A 12,550-nucleotide genomic window follows, 5' to 3' on the forward strand; every position below is an offset into this window, starting at 1 on the left:
AGTATGTTCAAGAAGAACAATCGGTGGTCTGAAACGATTGTTCTTCCTTATTTAGTGAACTCTACAATGAGGTGACCTTATGCAAATCAACCGACTACTAGAAACTGTACTGATTCTTTTATACCGCAAACAAACGACTGCTAAAGAATTGGCGGAACGCTTTGAGGTTTCTACACGCACTATCTACAGAGATGTGGATGCCCTAAGTCTTTCAGGAATCCCTGTTTATTCTGTTAAAGGGAAAAACGGCGGAATTTTTTTAGATGACTCTTTTACCTTGAATCAGGCACTGCTCAATGATACACAACAAGAAGATCTGTTTCTGGCACTGAATCTTTTGAAATCCCTAGGTATTCTTGAAACAGATAAGCTGCTGCATAAATTCGATTCCGTTTTTGATTTAAAAGAATGGATCGAAATCAGCCTACCTTCTTCTTTACCCAATGAAACAGACACCTTTACCATGCTGAGAAAAGCAATTTTACTGACACGAAAAACCACCTTTATCTTCTATAGCAAGCGTGGACAAACGATGCTGATTCAGGCCGAGCCATTAAAAATCATATTTAAGGGACAATCCTGGCTGTTGCTTGCTTTTGTCCCTGAAAAACAAAGCCATACACTATTTCCTTTAGAAAGCATCAAATCTGTTCAGCTGACAGAGGAGAGTTTTCATCCCATTTTTCCGGAAAATATAGATGACCTCTATGAAACCTTCAAGGTGACCCTGCAGTTCAGTAAACGGATCGCTTACAATATTTATGACCGCTTTTTCCACGAAAAGGTTACAGTCAATCCAGATAACAGCTACAACATCACCTTTGAATTCACACAGGTGGACGATTTGTACAGTTTTCTTTTGCCGTTCGGAAAAAATGTTCGTATCGTGGAACCGGAATGGGTCAAAGAAACAGTCTATGCCCACGCCAAACATTTTTTGGAAAACAATTTATAATATGACATGATTCGGCACTTTCGCATGCTACACTACAGAAAACAATGCATTGTTGAGCGATTACCTGATCAGTAATTGTGGTATATGACAACACTGGATACTGTAACTGCCGATATTTTTTAACTATGTGCTGATTTGACCTGATGAATCAGCTTTATCATCGAAAGGAGCTTGAACATGAAAATAGAAAAAATAACCAAACCAGAACAAACGATTGTTTCCATCACTCGTACCGGTCTAAATGTGACGGAGTTACCAAAGATCATCGGTCCCACCTTTATGGAGCTCGGAAAATATATTTCTGAACAAGGAGCGAATGTTCTAAGCAATCCCTTTGTCTCTTTTAAAAACATGCATGAAACAGGCAAGCTGGATGAATCACAAATTGAAATGGAAATTGGCTTTCCTGTGGATAAACGGATACCTGAAAAGGATTTGATTAAAGCCTATTTACTGCCGTCGTATAAAGCGATGACTGTTCTGTATGTCGGAAACTATGACGATGCAATGATCGATATCTACAAACAGCTCTTCGAGGAGATTAAAACAGTCGGCGGGACATTTATGAACTGCTCCTATGAATACTATCTAAGCGATGAAGAAATTGATTTATCCAAGCAAGAAACCATTATTGAGCTGCCTTATCGTTAGCACAAAAAATGAGTAACTCCATTGTGAGCTACTCATTTTTTTAGACATTAGTGAATACTCAGACAGCCGTTAATTAGCCACATACACCGCTCTTACAGCCTTCCTATTTCACCTATTTTTGTGCTTCTTTCCCCATCTTGGATTTCGAGGAAATCAGCCGCGTACGTCCACTCACTTTCACCAATAACGGCAATTCCTTCAATGCGTCTTTCCCTATCCACTGCTGTGCTTTGGATTCTTGCTCGCACAACCATTCAGCCGTCGCAATACTCTGTTCTTTCGCTTCTTCACTGGTCTTTCCAAGTTCTCTTAGTGCCCAAGACACTGCCTTTTTCACCAACAAACGATCATCATCACTATTTGCTTGAATCAGCTCCAAGTACCGTTTCAGCTCCGCTTCAGTCAACGCAACCCGTGTGGAGGTACTCGCAATTAGAGTAAATGCCGCACGCTTATAATACAAGCGCTCATCAGCAATCCAAGCATTGATCCAAGTGTCATAATCCGACATTTCGATCAGGACCGTTTTACAAAACAGATCACACAAATCCCATGAATGAATATCTTCCATCAAAGCAGCAAGCTCTACTTTCGAAAAATCCGCAGGCTTCAATGCCAGCACTGCCAGTATTTTACACTCATGATAACCAATATGCCAAAGCGCCTGGATGAAGACCTTGTCCTTTGGCATTTTCTTTGCCAGCTTCCGCAAATCTGATGTTGCTACACCTATAGTTTCAGCTTCCGGTATACCCAGCTTCACCACGTTTTTCTTATATTTCTCTGATGCATGCTCCTCTAAAAAATACAGTACCTCTTCAACCCTCATTTTCTTCCCCCGTTCATTTAAGGTATATGCCAAGCATTTTATAAATCGTTCCTCCGATTAATAAATATTGCAGGCTCAGTCCATTTCTTTTTTTCTACTGTACTATAAAAATTAGAGAAAGAATACCGTTACTGGCTACTTTCTTTTTTCAACATATAGCAGGACAACGAGAAGCAGAAAAACGACAGCAGAATGAGCACACCGAAGATCCCCAAAAGATATCCCCCCTCCAGTGACTGATTAAAAAGCAGCGCACGAATGCTGTTGATTACATGAGTGAAGGGATTCAACAGCACAAGAAAACGAATTGCTCCTTGCATATTTTCTAACGGAAACAAAGCTGTACTGCTGAAAAATAAAGGCAAGACAATCAGATTCATCACTGTTTCATACAGCAACTCATTAGGCAGCTTCAAGCTGATCGCATAAGCGATATTCGCTGTCACAAAAGCGGATAGAAAAAGTAATGCGCCTATCAACAGGATGGCTTGCGGACTCAAAGAGAAGCGCACGCCTAGTAAGAGAGACACCATAATCAGTACTAAAATTTCAGCAAACGACAGCAATACCGCTTCAAGATTTTGACTGAAAATAATACGACTCTGATGAACAGGCGCTCGTAGTAAACGATAAAAGCTGCCCTGATTTTTCATAACATAGTTCATCATCCCGCTGCTGCTACAGGATGAAAACAAGACTAAAACCATGATGCCCGGTAAAATAAATCCCGTGTATTCCTGATAATTACCGGCAACGGCACTATATAAAATCAGCCAAATCAGCGGCTGCACAATCGTTAAGAAAATCGTGATTTTATGATGAAACCGCCATTTGATTGTTCGCAATAACAAGTGTCGAATCATCCTGTTTCCTCCTTCCTAAGAATCGTTGTAAAGACATCCTCCAACGACGGCTTTACTCGGCGAATGCCAGAGAATATCACCTTCTTTTCCAATAAGAGCCTGACTATTGGTTCTATCGGTTCCGCTGTCAGCAATTCCAATTCGTACTGTTTAGCAAGGACTATTCCTGCATTAGATAAAATTTCCGCCGCTTGTTGACAATGCAGCGGTTCGTCAAAAACCACCTGACTAAGCTGCTGAGAGACATAACGATTCAATTCCTGACGACTCCCTTGTATTAGCTTTTTCCCTTTGTCCATAATGCAGATCGTATCACTCAATTGCTCCGCTTCCTCAAGATAATGGGTTGTCAGAAAAATAGTCGTACCAAGCTGCTCTTTAATCTTGCGTATATACGCCCACATCGCTCGCCGAGAAATTGCGTCCATGCCGACTGTCGGCTCATCCAAAAACAACAGCTCCGGTGCTGAAATCAAATTGATCGCGATATCCAACCGCCTCTTTACACCACCCGAATAGCTGCCGACCGGATAGGTCAAATAGCGTGTCAGATCAAACAAACGAGTCAGCTCTTTCATCCGTTGCTCCGCCAACTCCTGTTCTACACCATACAGCTTACTTTGGAAAAGCATATTTTCTTGCGCTGTAAGATAGCTGTCTACAGAAGTCCTTTGAGTCACACAAGCAATTTTTTGTTGGAACACCTGACGATTTTTTCCACTCAACTCCTCACCAAACAGCTTCACCGCACCACTTGTTGGTTGACTGACAGTCGTCAAAATATTGATTAGAGTCGACTTCCCCGCACCGTTTGGCCCTAGCAGTGCAAAAATCTCGCCCTTTTTGACTGTCATATTCAGCTGATTCAACGCTTTCACCCCCGTTGAGTAGTGCTTGCTTAGACTACGAATGTCAATAATCATCGGCTTTACTCCCATCAATGGGAAGCTGAATCTCTGTCAAATACTTTTTAGGATTGCCCTTCAGCAGCGCACCCGGGCCTTTGATATAGACTTCTCGACACGGTCCTGTGACGAGCAAGCCCTGTGTTCTCACATAGTCAGCCAATTGCTCATAAGCTACAGAAAGTTCTTCATAGCTACCTTGATGAAGGACACATGCGGCTTTGACCCGAGGTGTTTCTTTAACAAATATATCATTCGCTACGGGCGTCTCCTCTGTCGGTACACACAAATCCGCTTTGCCTATTTTCGTTTGAGGATCAGAAGAATAAATAGAAAAAAATGGACTGCCATTGCTTCTTCCTTTGATTGCTTTAAAAACGGACGGCATATGCCTTCCTGCTTGCCTCAGATCCCCCTCATATGTCTTGTATGCCACACGCATTGGCTCAATATCTTTGATTTCAATTACTTCATTCACTTTTCTCATCCACCTTTCCTGTTCTAGCGACTCGCATTGATTAGTAAAACAATTGATACGCTCTTGTTTTTCTTTTTATTGGCAGCCACAGCTCACATTTTTCTGCTTCAAGTGATTCTTGCTTCAGCGGGTACACCTCGATATCCCCTACTGTTATTTCGTAGTCATAATCCGCTGCCGGTAACCATTCTCTATAGAAGGTACGATACATCTGCTGCATCGTTTCAGGCATCGCTCCTTCCCCAGAAAAAACCACCCATGTCTGTTTCGGAATACAAATCATTTCATTCACTGGCAATGTCCTTTCTTCTTTCACAGACAGCCCGATGTAATAGCTATCGGGTACGCCAGCCTTAGCAACTGCCACGCCATAGATGAACTCGTCTATCCCACAGTCAGTAGAATCGCGCAACTGGCTATATTGCTCTGTTCGTTGAAAATCATGCCAGAAAGTCGGTACTTGCTGAAAATTCTCTTCTACCTCTCGATTCAGGCGATACCTTTTCCCGACAAAAACCATTGCTTTCTTTTCCTCAATACGGTAGCGTATCGAAGCTTCTCCTGAAACTGCTAAAGAAAGATGCAATCGAGGATAGCTGACTAGCTCATTTTTCTTCTGTTTGACTTCTGAAGGTGGGAACCCATGAATCGATTGAAAGGCTCGATTAAAGGCTGTTGGCGATTGATACCCATACACCTCAGAAAGTGCCACAATTGATTGCCCTTCCAGCAAATCAAATACCGCGGCACTCATTTTTCTACGTCTGATATATAAAGACAACGGAATTCCCACAATATAAGAAAACATTTTTTGAAAAGCCGGAAACGTACAACAGGAACGCTTAGCAATTTCTTCTTGCAAAATCTCACCCTTTAACTGCTCTTCAATATAGCTCAATACATCATCAAACTGTTTCAACATTGGCCTCACCTCTTTGATTTCAAGTCTAGCATGAATAAATAAGTGAGACCTCGCAAAAACCGATCGGCTTTTGCGAGGTTTTCCAGAATGAATGATCTTTTTTTATTCAATTATTTGATTGACATTTCTTAGTAAGAAAGAGTATGATGACTAAAAATACAATTTTAGTCAAAAAAGGAATTCATATTATGCCGAAAATATTTTCTATTGAAGAAAAAGCACAAATCAATCAACGTTTATTGAATGAAGCCACCTACTGTCTAAGCCACTTCGGTATCAAAAAAACAACAGTGGATATGCTGGTTACTCGCGCTCATATTCCCAAAGGAACCTTTTACCTATTTTATGAATCAAAAGAAGCCTTACTGTTTCAAGCATTACTTGGTCTTCATGAACAAATCGAAACAGAATTGAATACACAGATTCAACAAGTGGAAGATAAAAGAGATGTTGAAGCCGTTACCGCAGTCATTCTTTTCTTTTTTAGAAAAGCTGACGAGTCTGGAATGCTTCGGATGATGGCAGCAGATGAATTAACACTTCTCGTTCAAAAGCTGCCAAAAAAAATGATCATGGACCATTTAGAAAGTGATCATGATATGATTTTGACATTATTCGAGCAGCTTGCCATCTCTCCAAAAAAGGAGATTGCCTCTTACGCAGCCGCATTCCGGTCACTTTTCACCACCCTACTTCATAAAGCTGAAACCGGAGAAACAGAGACTTATGATGCTCTGTATCTGTGCATTCGCGGCCTTGTCCTACAAATGATGGAATAAAAAATTCACTATTTTTTTGACCAAAAAAAAGAATATAATCACCAAAAAAAAGGAGAAGATTGTATGATAAAAGTAGAGGGACTTACTTTCAGCTACACCCAACAACCATTCATAAAAGAAATGAATTTTCACGTAAAAAAAGGAGAAATTTTTGGTTTTCTAGGACCTTCCGGTGCTGGGAAATCTACCTTACAAAAAATCCTTACAGGTTTAATTCGTAATTATCAAGGTTCTGTTAGGCTTGCTGATACCGAGTGTAAGAATGCTCATCAAGATTTTTATGAACAGATTGGCGTAGATTTTGAATACTCAACGTTATATGAGAAACTCACAGCTAAGCAAAACTTGAGCTTCTTTCAATCTCTTTATAAAAACCAATTCGTATCTATCGATCAGCTATTGGAGTCCATTGGGCTTGGGCAAGCTAAGGATAAAAAAGTCGCTGCATTTTCAAAGGGAATGAAAGCTCGATTGAATTTTATTAAAGCATTGCTTCACGATCCCGAAATTCTTTTTTTGGATGAACCAACGAACGGGCTCGACCCAACCAATAGCCAGATAATGAAAGAAATGATTCTTAAAGAACAACAAAAAGGGAAGACTATTCTTTTAACAACACACGATATGTTCGACGCAGCTGAATTGTGCGATCGAGTTGCTTTTATTGTAAACGGAACGATCGCAGCTCTTGATAGTCCGCATAATTTGATTATGCACCGCGGGGCTACAACAATCAGCTATACCTATCTTGATTCACTTGGCAAAGAACAAGAAAAGACGTCAGTACTAGAAACTATTTCACACGACCAATTACTACAGGAGCTGATTCAAAAAAATCGACTCCTATCCATTCATAGTAGTGAACCTACGCTAAATGACATTTTTGTAGAGATCACAGGAAGGACCTTGATATGAAAACAGTTGCTTTAATAAAGGGAGACATTCGTTTCCAACTCAAATATGGGTTCTACTATCTTTATCTCTTTTTTATGCTGCTATACATTTTTTTCTTATTGCTTTTTCCAGTTGAATGGCGACAAACCGTTGGAGTCATCATGATATACTCTGACCCAGCGGCATTGGGATTATTTTTTATGGGCGCGATCGTTCTGCTTGAAAAGAATCAACAGGTGCTCAACGCGTTAACAGTTGCGCCTATTTCAGGCTATAATTACTTACTCGGAAAAGCCAGCTCAATAGGCTTGATTTCCGTTGCAGTTTCAATAGTCTTGGGCTATACAGCCAAGCTAGATCGATTGTTAGTACTCCTTGCCACCACGGCGTTACTTTCAATTATTTTTACCTTCCTTGGTTTCATTGTTGCCGCTCGAATAACTACATTGAATCAGTACCTTCTATGGACAATTCCTTTTCAGCTCATTTGTTTTGTCGCACCAATCGTTCATGTGTTCTATCCAATAAAATTTTTAACCTGGTATCCTTTTTGTCAGGCAACTGCTTTGCTTTCCGGAGAAGGGAATATCGTAGCTACTTTGTTGATTCTGAGTCTTTTCTGTCTATTGCTGTTTGTTTTCGCTACCAAAACTTTTAATCGAATGAAACGAACACTTGGAGGTGGTTTGTGATGAATATGCGGGCCATTCAACACCATTTTCGACAAATGTTCATCCAAATAACACAAGATCCTTTATTGTTTATCATCCTATTTGTTCCGTTTTTAATCGGTGCCATTTTTCGTTTTCTGATTCCAGCCGCTGATTTATGGTTAAAAACCAATACCTCCTTGGGCATTAGTTTTCAAACCTACTATCAACTGATGGATATCCTCCTGCTTTTGATTACTCCAGCTATGATAAACTACGTAGCTGCTATGATTATTTTGGATGAGGTCGATGAAAAAATGATCGCCTATTTTTCTGTCACCCCCTTAAAAAGAAGCGGCTACTTGATTGGACGATTGGTTTTCCCTACACTATTGACACTACCTGTTACCTTGATTGTCTTTTTCCTTTTTCGTCATACTCTATTTGACGGATTTGCTCTTTTCTTGCTTGTTTTCATCGGTGTCGCTCAAGGACTTCTCTCTGCGTTGATGATCGTTACTCTTTCTTCCAATAAGGTTGAAGGACTTGCAATGGGAAAAATGACTTCTCTATTATCCATCGGATTATTCATTCCTTATTTCGTTCCTACTATAGGAAAATACCTTTTCGCTATTACTCCTGCTTTTTGGATTGCTGAGTCATTTCATAAAGAAAAATTGTCTTACCTCTTTCTTGCAGTGATCATCGTTCTAGTTTGGGGATTTTTACTATTCAGACGCTTTCAGAAAAAAATATTCTGATAAATTAGGCGTGTCTAAAGAGCGAGGGGAATCCGAATTTTTTCAGGAACTCTGGCGAAAGTTTCCATAAATTTTTAATAAATAGTTTTCTTTTATCACTACTCAGAGCAATAGTCCCCACTTGTGCATAAACTCTTTTACAGGAATTTTATAGAAAAAATAATGCTTTTGTGATACAAGACCACCATAGGACTCTTCGGACACCTTGTCACTGGCTCAGAAAAATATATACGCTATGAGGGAACTATTATACAATGAACCTATCAAAATGAAACGAGGATTCATTATGCATCTACAATCTACCCGCTGTTTGGTCCGCCCTTTTGAGGAGTCTGATTTAGATTGCTTTATGGTCTATCGCAATAACCTTGATTGGATGAAACATCAAGGATTTAAAGGCCTGTCAAAAGAAGCCTATCAGCAAGCATTACTAAAAGAACAGGCTTTAAATGACGGCGCTCAGTTCGCTATCATCCGTCTCGAAGACAACCAACTGATTGGGGATATTTATCTAAAAGAAGAAGAAGCACAGGCTATTTGGATTGGTTACACAATTACACCTAGCTTCGCACGTCAGGGCTATGCTGAAGAAACGGTTCGATCAGTGATTGATCAGTTAGCAGCATCCGGCTACTCACTTGTTAAAGCCGGAGTCGAGCCAAGTAATGCAGCCTCTGTTCATTTACTAAAAAAATTAGGCTTTACTTTTATCGGTATGGACACATCTGAGGAAGAAGAGATGTATCACTTAAAACTGCCCATCACCTGATACAAAAAAACGGTTAGGACTGATTTGTCCTACCGTTTTTTTATGCTTTAGCTTAAATTTCTTTGATACATATTTCTATTAGGGATGAATTTCAATTGTATTGCCAACATTGATTTCAGGAAATTGCCCAGGACCAACGATGATAGCTCCGGGAAGCACCTCATCAATACCCTCTTGAAAATAAACAGATACATGCCCGTGCTCGTCAAAATTTTTATTCGCTGCCGCACCAACTTTGATGATTTCATATCGTTGTGTACCGATAGTAAGTGTCCGACCTACCACCAAAGCATTCTCTTGCTTCTCTATAGCTTCATGGATGACACTTATTGCCCGCAATTCTGATGTTGCTTCCGGACCAAAGAGTACTACTAAACGCTCCTCTGCAAATGCCGGTACTAATTCGCCAATTTCAGTGACTATCGTTTTGTACATGCTATCTCCTCCAACATTTCTATTTCTCAAAAATTACGTTTCTTTCTTCAAAATAGAAGATTCATTTCGGTCTTACCTGATAAAAGTATACCAGACTCACTCAGCACTTAGAAATCGCTTTCCCATTCTTAATAACTCTTTATTCTTTTCATCTTTTCCCACAAATCATAGAATAAATGCCAGAGCTACGAATAGATAGGTCCATCGAATGTCCTTTTTGCATAAAATGAAAATACCCCCAGCTGCTAGCGAAAAGAATACTGTATAGAGACCACCCATAAAGCCTTGCAATAGAATATGCATCAAGCCCCATGTCAACGCAAGAAAGAGACCTCCGAGCGGTAGTTTTTCGGAAAGAGAAAATTGCTTTTCAAAAAATTTTTGCCCAAAAGCAATCGTTACAACAATCAAGCTGGATTCAGCTAAATAATAGATGTTCCTGAAAATGAATGCCGGAATACTGTGCTGTAGGCTGCCGGTAAATTCGACGATTGGTTTAAAGCCGCCAAAGCCCACCGTAGAAACGATAATAATCACGACAACTAAACCGAGAATTGGCAAAAATAGGATATTTTCAAGTGACTCCTTCGGCTCAAACAAATCAAACCCAAATTTTCTTTTTGCATACTGCATCAAAAGATAGGCCGCCCCAAACCATAATATTGCGGTTGCAGCTGCATGAACGGCTACATCCAGACTATTCTTTTGAAACAAACCAACAACCATTCCTAAAATCAGTTCCAAACTAAAACCCGCAAAGCCATATAACCCTAGCCACAAAAATTCAACTGGCGGTGTGTGTGGTTTCTCCATAAAAATTATACCAACCCTTTCACTTATTTTTTTCAAATAGAATAACGCTTGTTACTAATAAAATTATCAGTTTTTTTATTGTCTGTCTATAGAAAAATAAATCTATTATGTGTAGCAATCCCTCGCTTTTTCAGATATTTCTTTATAAGAAAAAATGATTTTCTATATCTATTTCTAGAAAGACTCCTCTCATTTGACCCTCCATTTCCTTCCTTAAGCAATCTATTTCTACTCATTTCTAATTTACAGCCAAAAATTACATTAAAAAATTGACATTTTCCAAAAAACAACTAGACTTTTCCATCAAATTGAGTATCATAAGCTAAAGTATTTAAAAAAAACAATTCGGGAAATAAAAAATGGAGGTACCATCTATGAAAGAACTCACAACTGGCAAGCCACTGAAATTGATCTTTCTATTTACGATTCCATTGTTAATAGGAAATATTTTTCAGCAGTTTTATAATATGGCGGATATGATCATCGTCGGACAGACTTTAGGGAAAAATGCTCTGGCAGCTGTTGGAGCTACAGGAAGTATTACATTCTTGATCATCGGGTTTGCTCAAGGATTGACATCGGGTCTATCGATCATTACAGCACAACGCTTTGGTGCAAAGGATTATCAGGGTGTGAAAAAAAGCTTTGCCACCAGTATTATGATCAGCTCTGTCCTAACAGTCGTACTGACTGTTCTCAGTCTGATTTTCGTGCGTCCCTTGCTATTACTGATGCAGACACCACCGGAAATCCTAGCAGATGCACAAACCTTTATTTCAATTATATTGATTGGGATATTCGCCGCAATGGCTTTCAATCTGTTATCCAATATGCTTCGAGCACTAGGTGACAGTCGGACTCCTTTAGTATTTTTGATTATCGCAAGTGTGATCAACGTCGTATTAGATTTGGTGCTAATTATTAATTTCCATATGGGTGTAGCGGGAGCAGGTGTCGCAACTGTCACTGCACAAATCGTAGCAAGCCTACTATGTTTAGTCTACATTCAACGACGGATTCCTAATCTGCAAGTTCGGAAAAAGGATTTTAGGATTGATAGAAGAGAGATTCGTGATCATCTGAATGCAGCGTTGCCTATGGGCTTCCAAACATCAATCATCGCGATTGGTGCAATCGTTTTGCAAGGTGCTTTGAACAGCTTAGGAACAGATGCTGTAGCTGCTCAGGCAGCAGCCGGAAAAATCGATCAATTTGCCATTCAACCGATGATGTCCTTTGGGATCACCATGGCGACCTTCACGGCGCAAAATTATGGGGCAAAGAAATACGGACGTATCCTTGAAGGCGTAAAAAGTGCGCTGAGTCTAAGTATTATTTTTAGCTTCTTTGCCGGCGGCATCGTCATCTTCTTTGGTAAACAGCTAGTCACACTATTCGTCAGTGCCAGCGAAACACAGGTCATCCATTTATCACAGGTATACTTTAACATCAATGGTAGTCTTTACTGGGTACTAGCAATTTTGCTCGTAGTTCGTTATACGCTACAAGGGCTGGGACAAAGTGTCATTCCAACACTTGCCGGAATCATGGAGCTGGTCATGCGCTCATTCGCAGCAATCCTTTTAACTGCCATGTTTGGTTATGTCGGAGCGGCAGCCGCTTCCCCGCTAGCTTGGATCGGTTCAACTGTTGTACTGGTCTTCTCTTATTTCAAAGCAATCAAACGGTTGAAGCAACTGGAAGCAGGTATCCCTCCAGAAATGCTGGATCAAAAACCAGCCAAGGTCAGCTTTTAAAACAGGAAAATAGGTCTTTACTTGCGCTGGTTGGCGTAAGTAAAGACCTTTATATCTTTCTATACTTTCTTCCTGTTATAGAAAATATA

At 40.0% G+C, this 12,550-nt stretch carries 15 protein-coding genes; 8 read left to right on the plus strand and 7 right to left on the minus strand.

What is annotated here, in order from left to right:
- Positions 1-79: 79 nt before the first annotated feature.
- Together A5888_RS11525 and A5888_RS11530 are read left to right on the plus strand one after the other, a co-directional pair.
- On the plus strand, positions 80-955 hold the full coding sequence (locus A5888_RS11525; RefSeq protein ID WP_086349587.1) for a helix-turn-helix transcriptional regulator: 876 nt from the start codon (positions 80-82) through the stop codon (positions 953-955).
- A gap of 177 nt (positions 956-1,132) precedes the next feature.
- Positions 1,133-1,606, plus strand: coding sequence for a GyrI-like domain-containing protein (locus A5888_RS11530; RefSeq protein ID WP_086349586.1), 474 nt, complete (start codon positions 1,133-1,135; stop codon positions 1,604-1,606).
- Positions 1,607-1,718: 112 nt separating this feature from the next.
- Here the strand turns inward: A5888_RS11530 and A5888_RS11535 are convergent, their stop codons facing one another.
- From A5888_RS11535 to A5888_RS11555, 5 genes are all read right to left on the minus strand, one after another.
- Positions 1,719-2,435 carry a DNA alkylation repair protein gene (locus tag A5888_RS11535; RefSeq protein WP_086349585.1) on the minus strand — a complete coding sequence of 239 codons (717 nt, stop codon included), beginning with the start codon at positions 2,433-2,435 and terminating at the stop codon, positions 1,719-1,721.
- A 128-nt stretch (positions 2,436-2,563) separates the two neighbouring features.
- Entirely contained in the window at positions 2,564-3,298 is a 735-nt protein-coding gene (locus A5888_RS11540; protein ID WP_086349584.1) for an ABC transporter permease, read from the minus strand.
- Entirely contained in the window at positions 3,295-4,221 is a 927-nt protein-coding gene (locus A5888_RS11545) for an ABC transporter ATP-binding protein (RefSeq protein WP_086349583.1), read from the minus strand. The genes A5888_RS11540 and A5888_RS11545 overlap by 4 nt, the downstream gene beginning before the upstream one ends.
- Positions 4,211-4,681 (minus strand): GyrI-like domain-containing protein, encoded by a 471-nt coding sequence (locus A5888_RS11550; protein ID WP_086349861.1) that lies wholly within the window; start codon positions 4,679-4,681, stop codon positions 4,211-4,213. Before A5888_RS11550 ends, A5888_RS11545 begins: the two co-directional genes overlap by 11 nt.
- A 40-nt stretch (positions 4,682-4,721) precedes the next feature.
- Positions 4,722-5,603 carry an AraC family transcriptional regulator gene (locus A5888_RS11555; protein ID WP_086349582.1) on the minus strand — a complete coding sequence of 294 codons (882 nt, stop codon included), beginning with the start codon at positions 5,601-5,603 and terminating at the stop codon, positions 4,722-4,724.
- Between the two features lie 188 nt (positions 5,604-5,791).
- Between A5888_RS11555 and A5888_RS11560 the strand changes: the two genes are divergently transcribed.
- The 5 genes from A5888_RS11560 (at position 5,792) to A5888_RS11580 (ending at position 9,456) form a co-directional block, all read left to right on the plus strand.
- Positions 5,792-6,382: a TetR/AcrR family transcriptional regulator gene (locus A5888_RS11560; protein ID WP_339101625.1), complete on the plus strand. Its 591-nt coding sequence runs from the start codon at positions 5,792-5,794 to the stop codon at positions 6,380-6,382.
- Between the two features lie 63 nt (positions 6,383-6,445).
- Positions 6,446-7,297, plus strand: coding sequence for an ABC transporter ATP-binding protein (locus tag A5888_RS11565; protein ID WP_086349580.1), 852 nt, complete (start codon positions 6,446-6,448; stop codon positions 7,295-7,297).
- Entirely contained in the window at positions 7,294-7,968 is a 675-nt protein-coding gene (locus A5888_RS11570; RefSeq protein ID WP_086349579.1) for a hypothetical protein, read from the plus strand. Before A5888_RS11565 ends, A5888_RS11570 begins: the two co-directional genes overlap by 4 nt.
- A complete protein-coding gene (locus tag A5888_RS11575; RefSeq protein ID WP_139843868.1) occupies positions 7,965-8,687 on the plus strand; it encodes a hypothetical protein in 723 nt (240 codons plus the stop codon). Before A5888_RS11570 ends, A5888_RS11575 begins: the two co-directional genes overlap by 4 nt.
- Before the next feature lie 286 nt (positions 8,688-8,973).
- Positions 8,974-9,456 carry a GNAT family N-acetyltransferase gene (locus A5888_RS11580; protein ID WP_086349577.1) on the plus strand — a complete coding sequence of 161 codons (483 nt, stop codon included), beginning with the start codon at positions 8,974-8,976 and terminating at the stop codon, positions 9,454-9,456.
- A gap of 78 nt (positions 9,457-9,534) precedes the next feature.
- Here the strand turns inward: A5888_RS11580 and A5888_RS11585 are convergent, their stop codons facing one another.
- A complete protein-coding gene (locus A5888_RS11585) occupies positions 9,535-9,891 on the minus strand; it encodes a PTS glucitol/sorbitol transporter subunit IIA (protein ID WP_086349576.1) in 357 nt (118 codons plus the stop codon).
- A gap of 165 nt (positions 9,892-10,056) precedes the next feature.
- A complete protein-coding gene (locus A5888_RS11590; RefSeq protein ID WP_086349575.1) occupies positions 10,057-10,704 on the minus strand; it encodes a hypothetical protein in 648 nt (215 codons plus the stop codon).
- 374 nt (positions 10,705-11,078) lie between these two features.
- On the opposite strand from A5888_RS11590, the gene A5888_RS11595 reads away from it, so the two are divergent.
- On the plus strand, positions 11,079-12,461 hold the full coding sequence (locus A5888_RS11595) for an MATE family efflux transporter (protein ID WP_086349574.1): 1,383 nt from the start codon (positions 11,079-11,081) through the stop codon (positions 12,459-12,461).
- The last annotated feature ends 89 nt before the right edge of the window (positions 12,462-12,550 follow it).

This window comes from Enterococcus sp. 9E7_DIV0242 (assembly GCF_002140975.2).
In the GTDB taxonomy this organism is placed as follows: Bacteria; Bacillota; Bacilli; order Lactobacillales; family Enterococcaceae; genus Enterococcus_L; species Enterococcus_L clewellii.

Excerpts from the sequence above, each read along its gene's own strand:
- A5888_RS11525 (WP_086349587.1), top strand. The coding sequence starts at position 80 with ATGCAAATCAACCGACTACTAGAAACTGTACTGATTCTTTTATACCGC.
- A5888_RS11530 (WP_086349586.1), top strand. The coding sequence starts at position 1,133 with ATGAAAATAGAAAAAATAACCAAACCAGAACAAACGATTGTTTCCATC.
- A5888_RS11535 (WP_086349585.1), bottom strand. The coding sequence starts at position 2,435 with ATGAGGGTTGAAGAGGTACTGTATTTTTTAGAGGAGCATGCATCAGAG.
- A5888_RS11540 (WP_086349584.1), bottom strand. The coding sequence starts at position 3,298 with ATGATTCGACACTTGTTATTGCGAACAATCAAATGGCGGTTTCATCAT.
- A5888_RS11545 (WP_086349583.1), bottom strand. The coding sequence starts at position 4,221 with ATGATTATTGACATTCGTAGTCTAAGCAAGCACTACTCAACGGGGGTG.
- A5888_RS11555 (WP_086349582.1), bottom strand. The coding sequence starts at position 5,603 with ATGTTGAAACAGTTTGATGATGTATTGAGCTATATTGAAGAGCAGTTA.
- A5888_RS11560 (WP_339101625.1), top strand. The coding sequence starts at position 5,792 with ATGCCGAAAATATTTTCTATTGAAGAAAAAGCACAAATCAATCAACGT.
- A5888_RS11565 (WP_086349580.1), top strand. The coding sequence starts at position 6,446 with ATGATAAAAGTAGAGGGACTTACTTTCAGCTACACCCAACAACCATTC.
- A5888_RS11570 (WP_086349579.1), top strand. The coding sequence starts at position 7,294 with ATGAAAACAGTTGCTTTAATAAAGGGAGACATTCGTTTCCAACTCAAA.
- A5888_RS11580 (WP_086349577.1), top strand. The coding sequence starts at position 8,974 with ATGCATCTACAATCTACCCGCTGTTTGGTCCGCCCTTTTGAGGAGTCT.
- A5888_RS11585 (WP_086349576.1), bottom strand. The coding sequence starts at position 9,891 with ATGTACAAAACGATAGTCACTGAAATTGGCGAATTAGTACCGGCATTT.
- A5888_RS11590 (WP_086349575.1), bottom strand. The coding sequence starts at position 10,704 with ATGGAGAAACCACACACACCGCCAGTTGAATTTTTGTGGCTAGGGTTA.
- A5888_RS11595 (WP_086349574.1), top strand. The coding sequence starts at position 11,079 with ATGAAAGAACTCACAACTGGCAAGCCACTGAAATTGATCTTTCTATTT.